This window comes from Nakamurella multipartita DSM 44233, from assembly GCF_000024365.1.
Lineage (GTDB): Bacteria > Actinomycetota > Actinomycetes > Mycobacteriales > Nakamurellaceae > Nakamurella > Nakamurella multipartita.
Genome location: NC_013235.1, coordinates 6,039,574 through 6,060,298, shown reverse-complemented (window position 1 = coordinate 6,060,298; position 20,725 = coordinate 6,039,574). Strand labels below are relative to the sequence as shown.

Genomic DNA, 20,725 nt, shown 5'->3' with positions numbered 1-20,725 from the left:
CGCGGGCTTCCCACAAGAGTGAACGGGAAGCAAACAGGCCGGACGGCGTGTCGCGATCTTGCCGAGCGGGCGCGGTTTGACCCCTGCGCCCGGCTGTCCGTACTCTGGTGTCAACCGGTGATCGCCGGCCGGTTCGTGCTGCCCTCAGTGTGAGCGCATTTCCGTGCGCTCATCGCGGACGGCGGGGCCCGTCTCCGCCGATCACCAGTAGCCAGGTGGGCAAGCCAGTGGATGTAGGAGTAGATAGCCGTGAGCAAGCGTACTTTCCAGCCGAACAACCGGCGCCGGGCCAAGACCCACGGGTTCCGGCTGCGCATGCGGACCAGGGCCGGCCGCGCCATCCTGGCCGCTCGTCGTCGCAAGGGTCGCGCCGAGCTCTCGGCCTGACATCCGGTCAGGTCGGACTCGCCATGCTCCCTGCTGGCAGCCGCCTGCACACCTCCGAGCAGTTCGCCGCCGTGGTGCGGCGGGGCAGCCGGTCGGCCGCCCCGCGCTTGGTGGTGCATCTGTTGACCGAACACCGCCCGGGACCGCCTGCGGATCCCCGGGTGGGTTTTGTCGTCTCCGGCAAGGTCGGCAACGCGGTGGTCCGGCATCGGATCACCCGGCGGCTGCGGGCGTTGGTGCGCCCGCGGCTGGCGGAGCTGCCGCCGGGGACCGACGTGGTGGTGCGGGCGTTGCCGGCGGCCGCCGCGGCCAGCAGCGCCGAGCTGGGCGTCGACCTGGCATCGGCGCTGGCCGGGGCATTGCGGCGGGCCCGACGGGCACCCGGAGCGGCCCGGCCCGCCGGGGTCCGGCGATGATCCCCGTCCGGCGCTGGCCGGCCGAGCTGCTGGTCGCGCCGATCCGGTTCTACCAGCGCTTCATCACTCCGTATACGCCGGCCAGCTGCCGGTACTACCCGACCTGCAGTGCCTACGCGGTCACCGCGCTGCGCACCCGTGGCGCGGTGGTCGGGACCATCTTGACCATCTGGCGCCTGCTGCGGTGCAACCCGTGGAGCGAGGGCGGAATCGATCACGTCCCGGCGACCGGGCTGCGCCGGGAACGCGGCGACTCGGCCGGGAGTTCCACCAGCGAGCAGGACCTCGAGGCCGATCGGCCGGTCGATCCCGAGCCGGCCCCGCTCACCGACGATCCGTCCGACCCGCCCACTCCCCGCAATCGGGCAGACTTGTCCAGCGCGCCGCCGTCGCGGGGTGCGGACACAACGATCAGGAGATTTGCCGCGTGACATTCAACTTCTGGTCCCTGGACTACATCTACTACCCGGTGTCCGGGATCATGTGGGTCTGGCACAAGATCTTCGGCGCCGTTCTCGGCCCCGACCAGGCGATCACCTGGGTGCTCAGCGTGATCTTCCTGATCTTCACGCTGCGGGCGATCCTGTTCAAGCCGTTCATGAAGCAGATGGAATCGCAGCTCAAGATGCAGGCGATCCAGCCGCGGATGAAGCAGCTGCGCGAGAAGTACAAGGACGACAAGCAGCGGTTGTCCGAAGAGATGATGAAGCTGAACAAGGAGGCCGGGGTCAACCCCCTGGCGTCCTGCCTGCCGGCGTTGATCCAGGCGCCCGTCTTCATCGGTCTGTTCCACGTGCTGCGCATGTTCCAGCCGGTCAACGACGGTCCGGGCGGACCGAGCGTCTGGTTCTACCGCGAGAACGTCTACTTCTTCAACCACGCCGACGTGGTCTCCATGGGCGGCGCGAAGCTGCCCGGCGGTGCCCCGTTGGTCGGCTACATGACGATGCAGGCCGACCAGCTGGCCTTCATGGACGGCGTGCGGGAGGCCATCATCTGGTGGGGGGTGCCGCTGACCATCCTGGCCGGCATCGCCACCCACATGACCAGCCGTCGCTCGGTGGCTCGCCAGGCGCAGATGAACGTCGACGCCGCGGCCAACCCGCAGACGGCGATCATGAACAAGCTGATGCTGTACATGTTCCCGCTGTTCGTGATCTTCGGTGGTCCGTTCTTCCCGCTGGCCATCCTGTTCTACTGGCTGGCCAACAACTCGTGGACCTTCGGTCAGCTCTACGTCGCCCACCGCATCCAGGACCGCAAGGCGCTGGCCCAGGCCCAGGTGGTGGAAGAAGCCAAGGAAGCCAGCCGCTTCACCACGCCCAAGCCGGGTGCCCGGCCCAAGGGTTCGGCGAACCGGCCGGTGGTCACTCCGTCCAAGCTGACCGACCCGGCGGGCGAGGCGAGCGCGAACGGGACGGGTCCGGCAGCCACGAACGGCTCCCCGAACGGCAAGCCGAAGGGATCCGGGACTCCGGCCGCCGGTGACGGGGTGTCGATGACCAAGCCGGCCGGCGACAAGGCGGCCGGGGCGAAGCCAGCGCCCGGGGCGAAGCCGCGCGGCGGCCCGAAGAAGAAACGCTGAGCGAGCGGCCGGCGTTCATGACCGGCCGTGGGTGCGTTCCGCCCCACGGCCCGGTCCCATCACCAGCGTGGGCGGCCGATCCCGGGGGTACCGGGACGACCGTGAAGCAGAGGGAGAACCATGACTGACAACGCGACCACCCTGGTCACCGACCAGGCCGACGAGCAGACCGACGAGCAGACCGTCGACGGCGTCGGCCAGGAGCCGGCGATGACCAAACATGAGTTGCTGGTCGCCGAGGGCGACGCCGCCGGAGACTACCTGGAACGGCTGCTGGACATCCTGGACTTCGACGGCGACATCGACCTGGACGTCGAGGGCGAGCGCGCGGTCGTCTCCATCATCGGCGAGGGCGAGCTGAGCCGGCTGGTCGGCGACCACGGCGAGGTGCTGGACGCGCTGCAGGAACTGACCCGGCTGGCGGCGATGGCCGAGACCGGTCAGCGATCCCGACTGATGCTCGACATCGCCGGTTACCGGGCCCGTCGTCGGTCCGAGCTGGACGAGCTGGGCCGCACCCTGGCCGAGCAGGTCGTCGCGTCCGGCGAGCCCGTCCGGCTGTCCCCGATGAACCCGTTCGAGCGCAAGATCGTGCACGACGCGGTGGGTCGGATCGCCGGGGCGGAGTCCTCGAGCGAGGGCGAGGAGCCGCGACGCCGGGTCGTGATCAGCCCCACCGGCTGATCATGACGATTCGAACATATGTTCTAACAACGGCGGCCGGGCGGGTCAGGTGAGCGCCGCAGTGGGCGACGCGGCCGACGACGAGTCGGCCGGCGACGATCCGGTGGGGGCCCCGTCCCCGGCCGGTGATCTGGCCGACCTCGAGCCTGAGCCGCCCTCTGTCGTCGAGGTCTTCGGCGCCCAGGTCCAGACGGCCCGCGCCTACGCCCGGCTGCTGGCTACCGACGGGGTGATCCGCGGGCTGATCGGGCCCCGCGAGACCGACCGGCTCTGGACCCGGCACTTGCTCAACTGTGCCGCCCTGACCGACCTGATCCCCCACGGCGCGCGGCTGGTCGACGTGGGCAGTGGTGCCGGTCTGCCCGGACTGGTCCTGGCCATTGCCCGGCCCGACGTCCAGGTGATCCTGGTCGAGCCGCTGGAACGGCGGGTGCGGTTCCTTCTCGAGGCGATCGATCGGCTGGAGCTGGACAACTGCGAGGTGGTCCGCAGCCGGGCGCAGGATGCCGGGCCGAGTGCCGGCGGCGCCGACCTGGTGGTGTCCCGCGCGGTCGCCCCCCTCGGCCGGCTGGCCGGCTGGTGCTCGGGTCTGGTCCGTCCGGGCGGGACCTTCCTCGCCCTGAAGGGGTCCTCGGCGGAGGAGGAACTGGTCCGCGACGCGGACGAAGTCCGGTCAGCGGGTTTGATCGACGCGGCCGTGGTCCGGGTCGACGGCCCGGCGGGTCCGGCCTTCGTGGTCCGCGCCACGCGCACCGCCGATCGCCCCATCCGCCCGCGCCGGGCGAACCGGGGCCGAGCCGGTGGCAAGCCGGTCCGCCCGACGAATCCCCGTGGTCGCACCGGGCACTGAACGGCCTCGCGAGGAGTCCGGGCCGGGGGCTCCGCATCGGGCTTGACCGCCGTCGTACCGTCTGGCCATGTCCAGCGACCTGATGGCGACCTCACCCGCCGAGCCCCGGGTGGCCTCCGCCGGTTCCCCGATCAGTCCATCCTCCCCGCCCGCCGATCGTGACCCGGCGATGTTCTGGCCGGACGCCGATCGGCACTTGATCCGGTACGGGCCGCCCTTCACCCCGGAGATCATCGCCCGCGCCGAGGGGGCCTTCCTCTACACCGAGGACGGTCGGCGGCTGCTCGACTTCACCTCCGGCCAGATGTCGGCGATCCTGGGCCACTCCCATCCCGAGATCGTGGCCACGGTCCGGGACCAGGTGGGTCGGCTGGACCACCTGTTCAGCGGGATGCTCAGCCGCCCGGTCGTCGACCTGGCCCGCCGCCTGGCCGATACCCTGCCCGCGCCCCTGGAGAAGGTGTTGCTGCTGACGACCGGCGCGGAGTCCAACGAGGCGGCGGTGCGGATGGCCAAGTTGGTGACCGGCGGGCACGAGATCGTCTCCTTCGCCGGCTCGTGGCACGGCATGACCCAGGGCGCGGCGGCCGCCACCTACAGTTCCGGTCGCAAGGGGTACGGCCCCGCCTCCCCGGGCAACTTCGCCCTGCCGACCCCGAATCCGTACCGACCGGACTGGGCCGGACCCGGCGGCGAGCTGGATTGGCAGCGGCAACTGGACCTCGCCTTCGATCTGATCGATGCGCAGTCGGTCGGCGCGCTGGCGGCCTGCCTGGTCGAGCCGATCCTGTCCTCGGGCGGCGTGATCGAGCCCCCAGTCGGGTATTTCGCCGCGCTGCAGCGCAAGTGTCGCGAGCGCGGCATGCTGCTGATCCTGGACGAGGCGCAGACCGGGCTGTGCCGCACCGGCAGCTGGTACGCGTTCGAACGGGACGGGGTGGTCCCGGACATCCTGACCCTGTCCAAAACGCTGGGCGCGGGACTGCCGCTGGCCGCGACCATCACCTCGGCCGAGATCGAGGAGCAGGCGCACGAGCGGGGCTACCTGTTCTACACCACCCATGTCTCCGACCCCCTGGTCGCGGCGGTCGGCCTGACCGTGCTGGACGTGCTGCAGCGGGACCAACTGGCCGAGCGCGCGGGCGCGTTGGGCGGTCAACTGCGGGACGGGTTGCTGGCCATCCAGGACCGGCACGAGGTGGTCGGTGACGTCCGCGGCCGTGGCCTGCTACAAGGTGTTGAGCTCGTGCTCGATCGGCAGACCAAGCTGGGCGCCGATCGGCTCGGCGCCCAGGTCACCCGACGCTGCCTGGAGCTCGGCCTGCACATGAACGTCGTCCAGTTGCCCGGGCTCGGCGGAACCTTCCGCATCGCACCCCCGCTGACCTGTACGCCGGATGAGATCGCGCTGGGCTGCGAGATCCTCGATCAAGCGCTGGCGGACTGCGTCCGGCGCGGAGACTTCTAGCCGGCGCTGATTCCCGGCGTCGTTGCCGTCGACCAGCGGCCGGCCGTTCCACGTGAAACGGCCGGCCGCTGGCGTCTGGTGGCCGAGGGCGCCGGGGTCGGGCCGGACCCGGCGCGGTGGTTGATACGCCTGCTCCGGTCGCGTTCCACGTGAAACAACGAGCCGACGAGACGCGGCCCGGGCTGGCGGAAACCACACGGTTCCACGTGAAACCGGCCTGGACGACGGCGCCCTGGTCGCCGACCGAGCTCGTTCCACGTGAAACGGCGATCGACGAACGCGAAATCCGCGTGTTCCACGCCCCCCCGGCGTGGTGTCCGGGCGGGAGCGAGTGCGCCCCGTAGCGTGCGGAACGACCCGGTGACACCTGAACAACGGTGCCCGACCGGGCGACGCGGACGAGGAGGCGACAGCGTGAGCATCGACGTCGACATGGCGCCGGCCGTCGGGATCGACCCCGACGAGGACACGCCACTGGCCAGGGCGTCATTGGCCGCCATGGAAATCAGGTCGGGTGAGCTGACCATGCCGCGGCCGCGGCATCGCCGAGTGTTCTCGGTGGCCAACCAGAAGGGCGGGGTGGGCAAGACCACCACCACCGTCAACATCGGGGTCGCGCTGGCATTGGCCGGATTGCATGTCCTGGTCATCGACCTGGACCCGCAGGGCAACGCCTCCACCGCGCTCGGGGTGGAACGCAAATCCGGCACCCCGTCGGTCTATGACGTGCTGCTGGGCGAGATCACCCCGGCCGAGGCCATCCAGACCAGCCCGGACGCACCCCGGCTGGGCTGTATCCCGGCCACCATCGACCTGGCCGGGGCCGAGATCGAGCTGGTGTCGATGCCCGAACGCGAAACCCGCCTCAAGAAGGCGATCGAAGCGATCGACACCTACTACGACTACATCCTGGTCGACTGCCCGCCGTCGCTGGGCCTGCTCACGGTGAACGCGATGGCCGCCGTGGACGAGGTGCTCATCCCGATCCAGTGCGAGTACTACGCGCTGGAGGGTCTCGGCCAGCTTCTCCGTAACATCGGCATGGTCCAGGAGCACCTGAACCGGGAGCTGATCGTCTCCACGATCCTGCTCACGATGTACGACGGACGCACCAAACTGGCCGACCAGGTGGCGAACGAGGTCCGCAACCACTTCGGGGACATCGTGCTGCGCACGACGATCCCGCGGTCGGTCAAGGTCTCCGAGGCGCCGGGGTTCGGGCAGTCGGTGATGACCTACGACCCGGGTTCCCGTGGCGCGATGAGCTACCTGGACGCGGCTCGGGAGATCGCTGAACGAGGCACGAGGGAGTTGGCATGACGGTGAACGAGCGAGCGGACCGGAACGACGAGGTGACCGAATGACCGGCAAGGCCCGAGGCGGTCTGGGACGCGGCCTGGCCGCACTGATCCCGACCGGACCCACCACCACGACGGTGACCGACGTTCTGATCAACGGCACGCCGGCCAAGCGGGAGGCGCCGCCGCTCGCCCTGGTACCGCCGTCGGCCGAGCCGGCCACCGAAAAGGCTGACAGTGTCCTGGCTTCCGGCCCGAGCGAGGCGAGCGACGGCGAGCACGACACCACCGCGGCGGCCCGTCCGGACACTGCGCCGGATGTTGAACGCTCAACCACGCCGCCGACCGTGCGAGCTACTCCGGGCGGACCGCGATACGCGGAGATCCGGGTCGAGCGGATCCAGCGCAACGCCCGCAACCCGCGGACCGTGTTCGACGAGGACGCGCTGGCCGAGCTCACCCATTCCATCCGCGAGTTCGGCCTGCTCCAGCCGATCGTCGTCCGGGAACTGGAACCGGGGAGTTACGAGCTGGTCATGGGCGAGCGGCGCTGGCAGGCCGCGCAGCGCGCCGGACTGCCCACCATCCCGGCCATCGTCCGGCGTACGCAGGACGCCGAGATGTTGCGAGATGCGTTGCTGGAGAACATCCATCGGGCCAACCTGAACCCGTTGGAAGAGGCCGCGGCCTACCAGCAGCTGCTCCAAGAGTTCGACGTCACCCAGGAGGAGCTCGCCTCCCGGCTGGGCCGTAGCCGCCCCGTCATCTCCAACACCATCCGGTTGCTCAAGCTGCCGATCCCGGTGCAGCGGCGGGTGGCCGCCGGCGTGCTGTCGGCCGGGCACGCGCGGGCCCTGCTGTCGCTGCCCGACCCCGACGATCAGGAACAGCTCGCGGCTCGCATCGTCGCTGAGGGTCTGTCGGTGCGGGGCACGGAGGAGGCCGTCACCCTGCTGCTGGGGCGGACCACCTCCCGTCGCCGGGTCACCGCCCCCAAGCGGGTCATCCCCGGACTGGAGAACCTGGCCGGCGCCCTGTCCGACGCGTTCGACACCCGTGTCCGGCTGGAGATCGGTCGGACCAAGGGACGGATCGTGGTGGAGTTCGCCACCCAGGAGGATCTGCGCCGGTTGATCACGGTGATGGCTCCCTCGGCCATCGACGCGGCCTCGGCCTCCGAACGCGCCGCCGGATAGAGCACCACGCCGAAAAAGGGGGGTACCGGCCAAGCCGGTACCCCCCTTCCTTTTTCGACGCCCGGACCAGGGAGTCCGCAGGCGCTCAGGCGCCGCGGGCGACCGCTCGCTCCACCAGGCCCGCGTACAGCTCGCCGAGGGAACCGCCGGCGGCCTCGACCGCCATCGGCAGCAGCGACGTCTCGGTCAGGCCGGGCGAGACGTTCACCTCCAGGAAGTGCACGGCACCGTCGGCGCCGGCGATCGCGTCCGTCCGGGACACATCCCGCAACCCCAGGGTGCGGTGCGCTCCGATGGCCAGCTCGGCCGCCGCGGTGGCCACGGCCTCGTCCAGCCGGGCCGGCGTGTAGTAGGTGGTCAGGCCGGCGGTGTACCGCGACTCGTAATCGAAAACCCCACTGTGGGGGGCGATCTCGACCGCCGGGAGAGCCTGGGGGCCGTCCCGTCGGTCGACCACCGTGATGGCCAGTTCGGTCCCCTCGATGAACTGTTCGACCACCGCGATCTCCCCGTAGGCGAACGCGCCGACCAGCGCGGCGGGCAACTCGTCGGCGGTGCGGACCGGCGTGGCGCCCAGCGCCGAACCCCCGTGCTGGGGCTTGACCATCAGCGGCAGGCCCAGGTGGCCGACCAGCAGACCCATCAGTGTCTGCGCCCCGAGATCGCGAAAAGTACTGTGCGACAACGATACCCAGGCCGGCGTGGCGAATCCGTGGCGCCGCATCAGGTTCTTGGCGATGTTCTTCTCGTAGGACAGGCGGCAGTTGGTCGACGTGGTCCCCACGTAGGGGATCCCGATCATCTCCAGAATGCTCTGGATGGCCCCGTTCTCGCCGCGGCTGCCGTGCAGCGCGACGATCGCCGCGTCCGGGCGCTGCCCGGTGAGCCAGTCGATCAGCTCGCCGTCGGTATCGCGCGGGGTGACCTCCAGCCCGCGCCCGTGCAGCGCATCCTGCAGCCGGGAGCCGGACCGCAGCGACACGTCCCGTTCGTGGGACAGCCCACCGGCCAGCACCACCACGTGTCGGGTCATTCGTTCACACTCCTTGCCGTGCTTGGTCGGTCGACGTTCCGGGGACTGTTCGGGGAGCAATCGGGCACGGGATCAGGCGGTGTCGGGCGACGGGGAGGACGGGCCGGAGATCGGCCGGGCCGCGCTGGTGCCGAAGGTCTGCATGACGTCCAGCTCGCTGGCGATGACGCCGGCCAACCGGCGCACACCCTCGGTGATCCGTTCCGGCGTGGGGAAACAGTACGACAGCCGCAGCTGCCGGGTGCCCAGACCGTCGGCGTAGAAGGCGGTTCCGGGCACGTAGGCGACTCGCGCGGTGACCGCCCGGGGCAGCATGGCGGCCGTGTCGAACCCGGGCGGCAGGGTGACCCACACGTAGAAGCCGCCGTCCGGGGTGGTCCAGGTGGTGCCCTCGGGCATCATCTCGGCCAGGGCGGCCAGCATGGTGTCCCGCCGCTCGGCGTAGGTCTGCTGGTAGGCCTTGATCTGACCGCGCCAGTCGAAGCCGCTCAGGTACCGGGAGATGAGCATCTGGTTGAACACCGGCGGATTCAGCGTGGCCGATTCGTTGGCCAGCACCAGCTTCTCGCGGACGGCGTGCGGGGCCAGTACCCAGCCGACCCGCAGGCCGGGGGCGAAGGTCTTGGAGAACGAACCCAGGTAGATCACGTTGTCGGCGTCGTCGGCCCGGATCGCGCGGCGCAGCCGGTCGTCGAACCCGAGCAACCCGTACGGGTTGTCCTCCAGGATGGCGATGTCGGCGACCCGGCAGATCTCGGCGATCCGGGCCCGCCGGGCGTCGGAGAGGGTGACGCCGGCCGGATTATGAAAGTTCGGAATCGTGTACAGCAGCTTGATCCGGCGGCCGCTGGCCCGGCAGCTGTCGATCGCGGCGACCAGGGCCTCGGGGATCAGGCCGTCGTCGTCCATGGCGACGTGCACCACCTGGGCCTGATAGGACTGGAACGTGCCCAGGGCGCCGACGTAGGACGGCGCCTCGGCCAGGATCACGTCGCCGGGATCGATGAAGATGCGGGTGGTCAGGTCCAGCGCCATCTGCGAGCCGACGGTGACCATCACGTCGTCGGGGTGCGCGGTGATCCCCTCCAGGGCCATCACCTGGCAGATCTGCTCGCGCAGTTCGGGCACGCCCTGCCCGGAGCCGTACTGCAGGGCGGTCAGCCCGTCCTGTACGACCAGCTCGGAGGCCTCCACGGCCAGCGCCTCCAACGGCAGCGACCGCAGGAACGGCATGCCGCCGGCCAGCGAGACCACCTCGGGCCGGTTGGCCACCGCGAACAGGGCCCGGATCGCCGACGCCCGCATCCCGGTGGTGCGCTGGGCGTACCGGTCGATGTGCTGATCCAGGCTGGTGCCCGTGGCGGCGCTCCGATGGACCGGCTGGGTGCGGCCGCCGGCCGTCCCTGCATTCACGCCATCACCTCGTCGGTCGGCTCGCAGGTCCCGGCTCGATGCGCCACCGCCGGCTGCTGCCGAACGCCTGCGGCCGTGGTGGGACCAAGGATGCACTCATGGTAGAGGCCGCCGCCCCACGGCCCGGGATCGTCGGCCGGTCCAGTCGACATATTCTGGTCTGGTCGGTCCCCGTGCGGGCAGGGGCCGGCGCCCGCACGCGTCGACGATCGACGGTGGGCCCAGACCTCAACAGGGAGCGGTGTGACGCGAGCGCTGGTGCCACTGTCGATGTCGACCATCGGGTTGATTCCGGGGCGCTGCCGTCGCTGCGTCGCCTGGGAACTGGAGGCGCCGGCGGCCCGGCTGGCCGCCGACTCGGGCGAGGCCGAGTTCGAGAAGGAGGTCTGGCTCTCCGGGGTGATGCTGACCTGGGGCTCGGCCGGGCAGATCGTCACGGTGGACGAGGAACCGGTGGGTTTCGCCCTGTACGCGCCCCCCACCGCGGTGCCCGGGGCCGCGGCCTTTCCGACCGCGCCGGTGTCCCCCGACGCGGTGCTGCTGACCACCGCTCGGATCGAGCCGGCCTACCGGCAGCAGGGCCTGGCCCGTTTCCTGTTCGAGGGCGTCGTCGGCACGCTGACCCGACGCGGGGTCCGGGCGATCGAGTTATTCGGTCGTGAGGACGATCCGGCGGCCGGCGACGACCGGGCCGAGAACCTGTCCGACCGGCCGGCGGATCGGTGGGCCGAGCACGCGGCCGACGATGCGGACATCCCGGGCTGCGTGCTGCCGGCCGGCTTCGCCCGGGCGGTCGGCTTCGTCGAGGTGGCCCCGCACCACCGCTACCCGCGGCTGCGACTGGAACTGGGTCGCGACATCGGCTGGAAGGCCGAAGTCGAGGCCGCCCTGGAGGAGCTGTTCGCCAGCCTGACCGTGCCGGCCTCGCCGCCGCCGGCCGTGCGCGAACTCGTCGGCGCCGGCAGCAACCGGGACGAGACCGGACCGGCCGGGTGCGAGATCAGGCCGAGTCGCGGATGCGCCGCTCGTGGGCCAGCAGATCGGAGAAGGTGAAGGTCCCGGTCTGCGGGTCGTCCCGGCCGTCCAGGTACAGCCGCTTGACCGCGACCAGGATGCCGTCGGCCAGCTGGTTGCGGAAATCGGAGGACAGCAGCCGGTCCCGCTCCACCGGGTTGGACAGATAGCCCATCTCCACCTGGATCGCCGGCATCCGGGTCAGCCGCAGGATGTCCCAGGGCCGGTGGTGGACGCGACAGTCGGCGAACCGGGTCCGGGCGACCAGCTCGCGCTGGACCAGACCGGCCAGCGTCTCGCCCACGGTGGAGGTGGCGCCGGAGTCGGTGCCGAAGTGGAAGGTCGCGATCCCGCACGCATGCGGCGAGGGCGAGCCGTCGATGTGCAGGCTCAGCAGCAGGTCCGCGCCGATGTCGTTGGCGAAGGCGGCCCGCTCCTCCTGGCTGGGGTTCTGATGGGCCCCGCGGGTCAGGGTGACGGCCATGCCGGCGGTGACCATCCGCGAGCGCAGTCGCTGCGCGATGTCGAAGGTCAGGTCGGCGCTGCGGGCCTCGCCGCTGCACCAGCCCGGGTCGTCGGCGCCGTGCGCCGGATCGATGACGATCCGCTTGCCGTGCAGCCGGGGGCCGGCCTGGCGGACCAGCTGGTACTCGCGCAGGTACTGCGGGCGACCCCCGGTGACCATGCGGCCGATGCGGTTGAGCTCCTTGTAGGTCTGGGGACCGAATACCCCGTCGTCGGCCAGGCCGCGATGGCGCTGGAAGTCGCGGACCGACAGATCGGTCAGCGGCCCGAAGATGCCGTCCGGCCGGCCGGTGTTGTAACCCATCTCGGACAGCCGGGTCTGCAGCGCCATCACGTCGTCGCCGGTCATCGGCGCCGACAGGGTGTAGGACAGCGCCCGGTCGCCCAGCGTCCAGCGGGCGTCGGTCAGCGAACGCGCGGTCACCGGACCGACGATCCCGTCGGCGATCAGTCCACGCCGCTGCTGGAAGTCGCGGATCGCGCGGTCCACCGTCGTGTCGAACTCGACCGATCCGCGATCCACGCCGTTCAGGGAGGGCAGCAGCTGCAGACTTGCCAGTGCATCCCGTAGGTCGGCCACTGCCGGCCCTCGATCACCGCGCCGCAGCAGCATCGCTCTCCCTCAGTCTCGTCGGGCGGGCCGGAGCGCCCACCATCGGGTGTCGTCGCCACCCCTATGACTGACGCATCAGCCGTCAGGGGGTTCACACCGACCCCGTATTCACCTCACATGGCGGGCGAACCCGCCCGCGCCGTCCATCATTGTGCCCCCGATCCGGGCGGATGCCCGGCATTGCCGGACATCACGTCCCCGAGACGTCCCGCTCACACGCGGACGCCGCCGCCGACCAGGTCAAACGGTCGGCGGCGGCGTCCGGACGCAGCGTGGTGGGTCAGGCCAGGATGTCGGCGAACTCGGCCAGCAGCGCGGCCTTGGGCTTGGCGCCCACGACCTGCTTGACCGGCTTGCCCCCCTGGAAGACCAGCATCGTGGGGATGGACAGGATCTGGTACTGCTGGGCGATCTGCGGGTTCGCGTCGATGTCCAGCTTGGCGACGGTGACCTTGCCCTCGTGCTTGGTCGCGATCTCTTCCAGGATCGGCGCGACCATGCGGCACGGTCCGCACCACTCGGCCCAGAAATCGACGATGACGGGCTTGTCGGACTGCAGGACGTCGGTGGTGAAGCTGTCGTCGGTGACCTTGACGGTGGCCATGGGGCCTCTTTTCTCGTGGGTGCTGCGGATGGGGATCGGGAGTACTGGGGTGAACCCGGGCGAGCCTGGGTCAGACGCTCAGCGCGTCCTCGAAGGCGGCCCGGGGTTCGTCGGGCATCGGATCGGTGGTGCGGTGGGCGTCCAGGTCGCCGGCCGGCGCCGGGTGCGAGGCCAGGTAGTGCTGGGCGTCCAGGGCGGCCGCACAACCCGAACCGGCCGCGGTGATCGCCTGCCGATAGGTGTGATCGACCAGGTCACCGCAGGCGAAGACGCCTTCGATGCTGGTGCCGGTGGAGGCGATGGCCGACACGTGGTGGCCGGTCAGCACGTAGCCCTCGGGATCGGTGCTGACCTGATCGCGGAACAGCTCGGACCGAGGATCGTGCCCGATCGCCACGAACATCCCGGTGGCGGCCAGCTCCGTCTGCTCGCCGGTGCGGGTGTCGGTCAGGGTGACGCCGGTCAGGCTGGTCTCGCCGTGCAGCGCGGTGACCGCGGCGTTGGTCCGCCAGGAGATCTTGGGATCCTGCCGGGCCCGGTCGAGCATGATGGCGCTGGCCCGGAACTCCTCCCGCCGGTGCACGATCGTCACCGAGCGGGCGAAGCGGGTCAGGAAGGTGGCCTCCTCCATCGCCGAGTCACCGCCGCCGACCACCAGGATGTCCTGGTCGCGGAAGAAGAAGCCGTCACAGGTGGCACAGGCCGAGACGCCGCGCCCGAGCAGCCGCTGCTCGTCGGGCAGGCCGATGTAACGAGCCGCCGAGCCGGTGGCCAGCACGATCGCCCGGGCCCGGTGCACCACGCCGTCGACGGTGACCGACTTGACCGGACCGGTGAGGTCGACCTGCTCGACGTCCACGGTGCGCAGGTCGGCGCCGAAGCGCTCGGCCTGCTCGCGGATCTGGGCCATCAGCTCCGGGCCGATGATGCCGGCCGGGAAGCCGGGGAAGTTCTCCACCTCGGTGGTGTTCATCAGGGCGCCGCCGTAGGTGTAGCCCTCGAAGACCAGCGGGGCCAGCTCGGCGCGGGCCAGGTAGATGGCCGCGGTGTAACCAGCCGGGCCGGAACCCACGACGATCACGTCATGGATGTGCTCGTCGGCCGAGGCGGCGACCGGGTCGCCGCTGGGTGCCGGAATGGACACGAACTGATTCACGAGATCTCCTCACGCCGGTCCGGCTCGCGCGCAGACGTGCACGATGATAGAGCGGCGGCCGGCCGGGCCCTTGATTCAGTCTGCTCAACAACGCCCGGAGCCGGATATTCCCGGCGCCGGCGGGGTGGGTCAGCTCCCGGTGACGTTGATCTCGTTGATCTTCGACTGGAACTGCTTGTCCGGCGTCGTGCCCAGCTTGGTGACGTAGACGATCAGGTACTTGGACTTGGGCGCATTGGTCAGGTCGATGGTGGCGACCCCGCCGGAGACGGTCCCGGTGCCCAGGACGGGGTTGGCGGCCAGCGGTCCGGGCGTCAGCGACGTGGCGCTGCGCACCTCGATGCCCGTGCCCTCGGTCGCGCTCTTGACCGTGACCTGGGCCGGGGTGACCTCATGGTCGAGTTCGACGACCAGCCCGACGCCGGACTTGAGGGTCGGCAGCTGCTGCTTGTAGACCCAGGTCAGCCAGAACGAGGCGTCGTTGCCGTCGAACGCCCGGTCCACGTAGTCCTTGTAGTCCGGGGTGCCGTCGCCCTCGGGGTCGTAGACCGCCCCGCCCACGATCGGCACGGGTCCGGCCGCGGCCGCGTTGGTCGAGGGCGCCGCCGTCGTGGTCGGCGCGGCTTCGGCCGCCGGCGCCGTGGTGGTGGCCCCCGCGTCGATCATCGGGAGTTCTTCCGGCGCGCTGTTCTGGATCGAGGCGGTGAACTGGTTCACCAGCCCACCGAGCGCGATCATGATCAGCACGGCGAAGACGGCGAGCACGACACCGGCCAGGCTCAGCTTGGCCCGCCGCTCGCGGATCAGCCGGCGGTCGGCGGCGGACAGTGGCCGGGCCTCGGCCGGCGCGGGGGCGTCGGCGACGCCGGCGGTCGTCTCCGGGCTGCGCAGCAGGGCCGCAATGGCGCCGACGGCGTGGATGCCGTCCGGTTCTTCGGGATGCAGGGCCCGGCCAGCCAACGCCGACAGGGCCTCGGGCACGGTCGGCACGACCTCGTCGGCCGGGATCTCGCGGCCCAGCCGGGTCGGTGCGGCCGGCAGCGGCACCCCGGTGCCGGCGGTCGGGTCGTTGAGCGGCCAGGTGCCGGTCAGGGTCAGGTACAGCAGCCCGCCGATGGCCCGGATGTCCTGGTCCGGGGTGGCCGAGGCATGCGCGATGACGTGGGACAGGCGGACCTGCCCGTCGAAGTTGACCCGGACCAGCGAGGGATGGATGGCGCCCAGCGACACACCGTTGCGGTGCGCCTCGGCGACGGCCTCGGACAGCTTCGCGGTCACCGAGGTGGCGACGTCGGGTTCCAGCGGCCCGCCGGAGACCAGATCGGTCAGCGTGGCCCCGTCCACCCACTGCCCGACCACGTAGGACTGACCGTGGTCGGTGCCCACGTCCAGGGTCTGCGGCAGTCCGACGTGGTGCAGCCGGCCGGCCCGCAGCGTGCGGGCCACGGTGGCCGAGGTGCCGGTGGTGTCGGGCAGGATCGTGACCGCCATGTCCCGCGGCAGCACCGTGTCCTTGGCCCGCCAGAACCAGTGCCCGTTGCCGTCGGAGGCGACCAGGCTGACCAGCCGGTACCGGCCGCCGACCATCATGCCCGGGTTCAGCGGCGACTCGGCCGCGCCGATCGCCTGGGTGGCGGCGCTGTCCGGGCTGCCGTGGGGGGCCGCGGTCGGGCTGCCGTTGGTGGTGCTCTCCAGGGTGCTGGTCGACGACGCGTCGTCGGCGTCCGCCGGACGGTTCACCTCGTCCAGATGGACCTCGGTGGTCGCCTCCGGATCGTCGGCGGTCGGGGTCTGCTGGGCGGCGGAGCCACCGCTGCGGTTGTCGGACACCGGTTCGGACACCTGCTCCCTGCTGATCGACGACGGTCCGGGCACTGTGGGGAGGGTGACGTCCGCGGACGGGTCACCGGAGGACCGGTGACTCTCCACGAGCGTGCCATGCCCGCCATCGTGGACGCGCGAAGGCGCATCGGGGTTGACCGATCCGGATGATTTCTGCGTTCGAGCGGCCGGCGGACCCGGTCGCCAGCGGGCGGGCAAGCGGCCCAGCAGCCGCCGCCGGATCGGGTCGAGTTCCTCGACCCGAAGGGCCAGCGCCAGACCGGCGATCACCAGCAGCCCGACCGACGCCCCGACGAGGGTCTGCAGCAGCGCCTCCCCGAGGGTGTCCACCGCACCGGTGACGACCAACCGGCCCACGCCGAAGGCGACGACCGCGCCGACCGCGCTGGCCAGCACCATCTTGGCCAGGGTGATCAGGGTCCGCCGGGTGCCCATCGCCCCGTAGCGGCGTCGCAACCAGATCTCGCCGACGATCGCGCCGACCAGGTAGGACACCGTGGTGCCCAACGCCATCCCCGGAACCACCAGGCTCGGGGCGAAGGTGGTGCAGGCGATCAGCAGAGGGATCCGTACCGCCACCATCACCAGGTTGATCAGGGCCGGGGTCCGCGCATCCTTCATCGCGTAGAAGACCCGCATCTGCATCAGCGTGACCGCGAACGGCACCAGGCCAAGGGCCAGCGCGGTCAGGGTGGCCGACAGCATGGCGACGTCGCCGAGCGAGACCTTGCCGTACAGCGAGGCCACGATGGCCAGCGGGATCGCCAGCACGATCATGCCGGCGGCGACCGGGACCAGGGCGACGATGGAGAGCCGGTTGCCCAGGGAGGCGTCGTCCTTCATCTGCTCGTACTGCCCGGCCGCGGCGTGCCGGCTCATCCGCGGCATGATCGCGGTCAGGATGGAGACGCCGATGATGCCGTAGGGCAGCTGGAACAGCAGCGAGGCGAACGCGTAGAGCGAGACACCGCCCTGGAGGTTGGCCGACGCGACCCGAGTGATGACGATGTAGCCGGCCTGCGAGATGAGCACGTAGGCCACCGCCCACAGCATCAGCTGCCCGGCCTCCAGCAACCGCCGGTCACCGCCCCACCGCCAGCGGAAGCGGAACCCGCCGCGCAGCAGCGACGGGATCATCACCACGGCCTGCAGCACGATGCCGGCGGTGGTGCCCAGCCCCAGGATCAGGAACTGCTGGCGGGTCAGGCCGGTCAGCGCGCCGTTGACGTCGGCGACGTTCTGCGGGTCGCTCGTCGTCATCAGCAGGGCGATGCCGACACCGATGACGACCAGGTTGTTGGCCACCGGCGCCCAGGCCGGCACGCCGAACTTCTCCTTGGTGTTCAGGATCGCGCCGAACAGCGCGGCGATCCCGTAGAAGAAGATCTGCGGCAGCAGCAGCAGGGCCAGCCCGTTGGCCAGATCGTGGTCGACGAACTCGCTGCCGGACAGATACAGCCTGGTCAGCAGGGGTGCGGCGGCCATGGACAGACCGGTGGCGCCGATCAGTCCGACGATCGCCATGGTCATCAACCGCTGCGTGTAACCCTCGCCGCCGTCCCGATCGGCCCGGGCCCGGGACAGCAGCGGGATGGCCACCGAGGTCAGCACGCCGCCGATCAGCAGCTCGAAGATGATGTTGGGCAGGGTGTTGGCGATCGTGTAGGCGTCGTTGACCAGGCCGAAGCCCAGGAAGGCCAGGATCACCACCTTGGCCAGGAAACCGGTCGCCCGGCTGACCAGGGTGGCCAACGCCATCACCGCACCGGCCCGGACCACGCCGGCGGTCCGGGCGGTCTTCATCCCGGCGACGTCGTCGTGCGGGCGGCCGGTCTCGGCCGGACCGTCGTACCGATCGGTCCGCTGATCGGGGTGCTGGTCCGACGGGTGATCGGACGCCCGGACCAGCTCGTCGCGGCCGGGGGCCTCGGGGGTCGTCACGAACGGAAGTCCTGTCGCTGGTCTGATCGCTGATGGGTGGCCTTGGCGGGCGGGGTGGGGGTCGGCCCGGGAGTCGGAACGGGAGACGGCCCGGGAGACGGCACGGACTCGGCGACCAACCGGTCGCTGTGCCGCTCCTGCGGTCGGTCCCCGCGCCGGTCGCCCGGTTGGTCTTGGTGTCCGTCGCCGCCGGCGTCGGCAGAACCCGGGCCGGCGGGACCGGCGGTGCCCTGCGCGGCGGCGGCGATCCGGGCCCGGCGCCCGCGCAGCCGCTGCCGGATGCGCAGCGCGACCATGACCACCAGCACGCCGCCGGCGACGGCCATCAGGATCACGGTCAGTGCGCCGTACGCGCTCGATTGCACGGACAGCTGGACCGGATCGCCCCAGGTCAGGCCGTCCGGGCCGACCAAGGTCGCGGTCACCTGGAACTGGCCGGAGCGGGTGACCTCGGTGGGGATCTTGACCTGCTGGGACCGGCCGGCCGGGATGATCTGCACCGGTTGGTCGGTGGTGGTCAGGCCGACCATTTCCCCACCGGTGAGCTGGACCGTGACCGGCACGTCGTAGGCGGTGCTGTTCTGCACCGTCAGCACCAGCGGCGAGCTGGAGGAGGCCAGGGTGTAGTTGGTCGAGGAGGTGGCGATCTGCACGCCCGAGCGGATCCCCTGCACCGTCGACTCCACGGTGGCCAGGTTCGCCTCGCCCACTGTCGGGTCGGTCCGGAAGGCCGTCGAGGCGGCCGCGTCCAGCGCCGCGTCCAACGGGTCGAGGACGGTGGCCGGATCGGCCGGCTGGCTGACCGAGGTCAGGGCGGTGCGCAGGGCAGCCAAGTCGGCCCGGTCGGTGGCGATTCGCTGCAGGTACTGCGGCGAGAGTTCCCGGTCGCGGGCGGCCGTCGGGTAGTCGGTGGTGCCGGTCTGCTGCGCGCCCTGGGTGAGGGTGGCCAGCGGGGCGCCGACGATCATCGAGCTGCGGGTGAGCTCGCCGAGCAGCTGTCCCAATCCGCCCAGGGCCGCGCTGTCCGGTGACCAGCGGCGGGTGGGCGCGAACACGGCCGGGGTGGCGGTGCCGTCGGCGCGCTGCTGGGCCAGCAGCGCGGTCAGCGCGTTGACCTTGGTCGCCCACCCGGTCGGCTGGTGGTCGGTGATCAACTTGTCCAGCCCGCCGAGGACGTCGGTCTGGGCCACGACCGTGGGCAGTCCCGGCCCGTCCTGGTCGGTGGCGATGACGGCGGCCGAGGCGGGCCGGCCTCCGGCGTCGGCGGGGACCTCGACGGAGGGCTGGGAGAGCAGGCCGGTGCGGGCCCCGCCGGCCATCAGGGTGGACAGCGTCGCGCCGTCGGACGCGCCGTCGATGGGGAAGGCGGTCGTGCTGGTCGGGTCGCCGGCGGACACGCTGGCCAGATCACCCCACACCTGCCGTGCCACCTCCCGTCCGTGTTCCTGGGCCGCGGTCACCTCGCCGGTCATGCCGGCGCGGACCAGGGCGACCACGTCGGGATCGCCGTACGGCAGCAGCACCACGGGGTGGGTCTGGGCCACGGCGCGCAGCCTCGTCAGGTAGGACGCGGCAACCTGCTGACCGGTTCCGGCCACCGTCCCGGGAATGTCCAGGGCGCCGGCGTCGCCGGGGTCACCGGACGGATTCGTGCTCGGCGCGGTCGAGCCCGTCGCGGCCGGCGGGGCGGTGCTGGTGGCGGCGGCCGCGGCCTGGTCGATCGCCGAGAGGGGCGGCTGGCTGGCCCCGGGCGGTGCGACGACACGATAGGGACCGGTCATCCGGTTGAGCTCGTCGAGCAGCTGCGGGTCCAGGACGACGGTGAGCGCCCCGGCCGGCAGGGTCGACATGGTCGGCCCAGTGAGCGAGTCCAGCAGGGTGGCCAGCCGGCCGCCCGGCGAGATGGCGGTCAGCAGGTCGTCGTTGAGGAAGACCCCGTCGACGCCCAGATGCGGGACGTCGACCATCGGCCAGACGAAGTTGAACGGGGTCGGCGTCCCGGTCGGGGTCGGGGCGGTGGAACCGGGCACGCCGAGCACCGTCAGCAGCAGGTGCAGCTCGCCGATACGCGCCTCCAGCGGGCCGTTGGCCAGCACCACCGCGCCGTTGACGTTCACCATCACCGGGTAGACCCCGGGCTGCCGGATGTCCAGGCCGTCCGCGCCGGTCAGTGCCGCGGTGAAGGCGAACGGGGCGGACGCGCCGGGGGCCAGCGACCCGGCGATGGGCTCGAACCCGGACGGCACCCGGGCCACCGGCTCGGACGGAGTGGCGATCTCGTCGTGCACGGCGGCCGTCGAGCGCAGCGCCTCGCCCCGCTGGATCCGGTACGACAGGTCGACCAGATCCTCCGGCCCGGAGTTGGTCATGGTGCCGGTGATGGTCAGCGTGGCCGGGCCACCGGCGGTGACCACCGTCGGGTCGATGCTGGACACGGCGAAGGTCAGCCGGGTCGAATAGTCGGTGTCCGGAGCGGTCAGGTGGGCGGCGGTCAGGTGCGCGGCGGTCAGGCCGGCCGGCCAGGGCGGCGCGGCCGGTGCCGCGGCCGCCGGCCCGGCCGTGGTCAGCGCGGTACCCAGCAGGGTGCCGACGACGGCTGCCAGGAAGGTGAACACCACCGCGGCCGTCCGGGGCCGGGCGCCGATCCTGGGCCGCCGGCTCCGTTGCCGGTCGCTCCGGGAGATCACGCCGGACAGCGTT

17 protein-coding genes are annotated in these 20,725 nt (G+C 71.3%); 10 read left to right on the top strand and 7 right to left on the bottom strand.

The genetic code is table 11. From position 1 onward, the window contains the following. Nucleotides 1–249 precede the first annotated feature (249 nt). From rpmH to NAMU_RS26815, 9 genes are all read left to right on the top strand, one after another. On the top strand, nucleotides 250–387 hold the full coding sequence (gene rpmH, locus NAMU_RS28775) for a 50S ribosomal protein L34 (protein ID WP_010849920.1): 138 nt from the start codon (nucleotides 250–252) through the stop codon (nucleotides 385–387). 23 nt (nucleotides 388–410) lie between these two features. Further along, entirely contained in the window at nucleotides 411–803 is a 393-nt protein-coding gene (gene rnpA, locus NAMU_RS26850) for a ribonuclease P protein component (protein WP_015750477.1), read from the top strand. Continuing rightward, nucleotides 800–1,234, top strand: a complete 435-nt coding sequence (gene yidD / locus NAMU_RS28770; RefSeq protein WP_015750476.1) for a membrane protein insertion efficiency factor YidD — start codon at nucleotides 800–802, stop codon at nucleotides 1,232–1,234. The genes rnpA and yidD overlap by 4 nt, the downstream gene beginning before the upstream one ends. Beyond that, the gene (gene yidC, locus NAMU_RS26840; RefSeq protein ID WP_015750475.1) at nucleotides 1,231–2,388 is read left to right on the top strand and encodes a membrane protein insertase YidC; all 1,158 of its coding nucleotides are present in this window, start codon (nucleotides 1,231–1,233) and stop codon (nucleotides 2,386–2,388) included. The genes yidD and yidC overlap by 4 nt, the downstream gene beginning before the upstream one ends. A 120-nt stretch (nucleotides 2,389–2,508) precedes the next feature. Then, nucleotides 2,509–3,072 carry a Jag family protein gene (locus NAMU_RS26835; RefSeq protein WP_015750474.1) on the top strand — a complete coding sequence of 188 codons (564 nt, stop codon included), beginning with the start codon at nucleotides 2,509–2,511 and terminating at the stop codon, nucleotides 3,070–3,072. 49 nt (nucleotides 3,073–3,121) lie between these two features. Then, the gene (rsmG, locus tag NAMU_RS26830; RefSeq protein ID WP_217180676.1) at nucleotides 3,122–3,922 is read left to right on the top strand and encodes a 16S rRNA (guanine(527)-N(7))-methyltransferase RsmG; all 801 of its coding nucleotides are present in this window, start codon (nucleotides 3,122–3,124) and stop codon (nucleotides 3,920–3,922) included. A gap of 169 nt (nucleotides 3,923–4,091) precedes the next feature. Continuing rightward, the gene (locus NAMU_RS26825) at nucleotides 4,092–5,390 is read left to right on the top strand and encodes an aspartate aminotransferase family protein (RefSeq protein WP_041371766.1); all 1,299 of its coding nucleotides are present in this window, start codon (nucleotides 4,092–4,094) and stop codon (nucleotides 5,388–5,390) included. A 432-nt stretch (nucleotides 5,391–5,822) separates the two neighbouring features. After that, on the top strand, nucleotides 5,823–6,710 hold the full coding sequence (locus NAMU_RS26820; RefSeq protein WP_052308262.1) for a ParA family protein: 888 nt from the start codon (nucleotides 5,823–5,825) through the stop codon (nucleotides 6,708–6,710). 40 nt (nucleotides 6,711–6,750) lie between these two features. Next, nucleotides 6,751–7,884 (top strand): ParB/RepB/Spo0J family partition protein, encoded by a 1,134-nt coding sequence (locus NAMU_RS26815; protein WP_015750470.1) that lies wholly within the window; start codon nucleotides 6,751–6,753, stop codon nucleotides 7,882–7,884. Nucleotides 7,885–7,969: 85 nt separating this feature from the next. Here the strand turns inward: NAMU_RS26815 and NAMU_RS26810 are convergent, their stop codons facing one another. Together NAMU_RS26810 and NAMU_RS26805 are read right to left on the bottom strand one after the other, a co-directional pair. Then, the gene (locus NAMU_RS26810; RefSeq protein WP_015750469.1) at nucleotides 7,970–8,917 is read right to left on the bottom strand and encodes a D-alanine--D-alanine ligase family protein; all 948 of its coding nucleotides are present in this window, start codon (nucleotides 8,915–8,917) and stop codon (nucleotides 7,970–7,972) included. Between the two features lie 72 nt (nucleotides 8,918–8,989). Next, nucleotides 8,990–10,330 (bottom strand): aminotransferase-like domain-containing protein, encoded by a 1,341-nt coding sequence (locus NAMU_RS26805; protein WP_015750468.1) that lies wholly within the window; start codon nucleotides 10,328–10,330, stop codon nucleotides 8,990–8,992. A 243-nt stretch (nucleotides 10,331–10,573) separates the two neighbouring features. Here NAMU_RS26805 and NAMU_RS26800 point away from each other — a divergent pair, with 243 nt between their 5' ends. Continuing rightward, a complete protein-coding gene (locus NAMU_RS26800; RefSeq protein WP_015750467.1) occupies nucleotides 10,574–11,383 on the top strand; it encodes a GNAT family N-acetyltransferase in 810 nt (269 codons plus the stop codon). Here NAMU_RS26800 and NAMU_RS26795 read toward each other — a convergent pair. From NAMU_RS26795 to NAMU_RS26775, 5 genes are all read right to left on the bottom strand, one after another. Further along, nucleotides 11,331–12,482 carry an N-acetylmuramoyl-L-alanine amidase gene (locus tag NAMU_RS26795; protein WP_015750466.1) on the bottom strand — a complete coding sequence of 384 codons (1,152 nt, stop codon included), beginning with the start codon at nucleotides 12,480–12,482 and terminating at the stop codon, nucleotides 11,331–11,333. The genes NAMU_RS26800 and NAMU_RS26795 overlap by 53 nt on opposite strands. Nucleotides 12,483–12,762: 280 nt before the next feature. After that, nucleotides 12,763–13,086, bottom strand: coding sequence for a thioredoxin (gene trxA, locus NAMU_RS26790; RefSeq protein WP_015750465.1), 324 nt, complete (start codon nucleotides 13,084–13,086; stop codon nucleotides 12,763–12,765). Nucleotides 13,087–13,156: 70 nt separating this feature from the next. After that, complete coding sequence (gene trxB / locus NAMU_RS26785) at nucleotides 13,157–14,224, bottom strand: thioredoxin-disulfide reductase (protein ID WP_041371763.1); 1,068 nt, start codon at nucleotides 14,222–14,224, stop codon at nucleotides 13,157–13,159. A 147-nt stretch (nucleotides 14,225–14,371) separates the two neighbouring features. Further along, nucleotides 14,372–18,025: a murein biosynthesis integral membrane protein MurJ gene (gene murJ, locus NAMU_RS26780; protein WP_015750463.1), complete on the bottom strand. Its 3,654-nt coding sequence runs from the start codon at nucleotides 18,023–18,025 to the stop codon at nucleotides 14,372–14,374. Beyond that, the gene (locus NAMU_RS26775) at nucleotides 18,022–20,712 is read right to left on the bottom strand and encodes a DUF6049 family protein (protein ID WP_041369502.1); all 2,691 of its coding nucleotides are present in this window, start codon (nucleotides 20,710–20,712) and stop codon (nucleotides 18,022–18,024) included. The genes murJ and NAMU_RS26775 overlap by 4 nt, the downstream gene beginning before the upstream one ends. Between the last annotated feature and the right edge of the window lie 13 nt (nucleotides 20,713–20,725).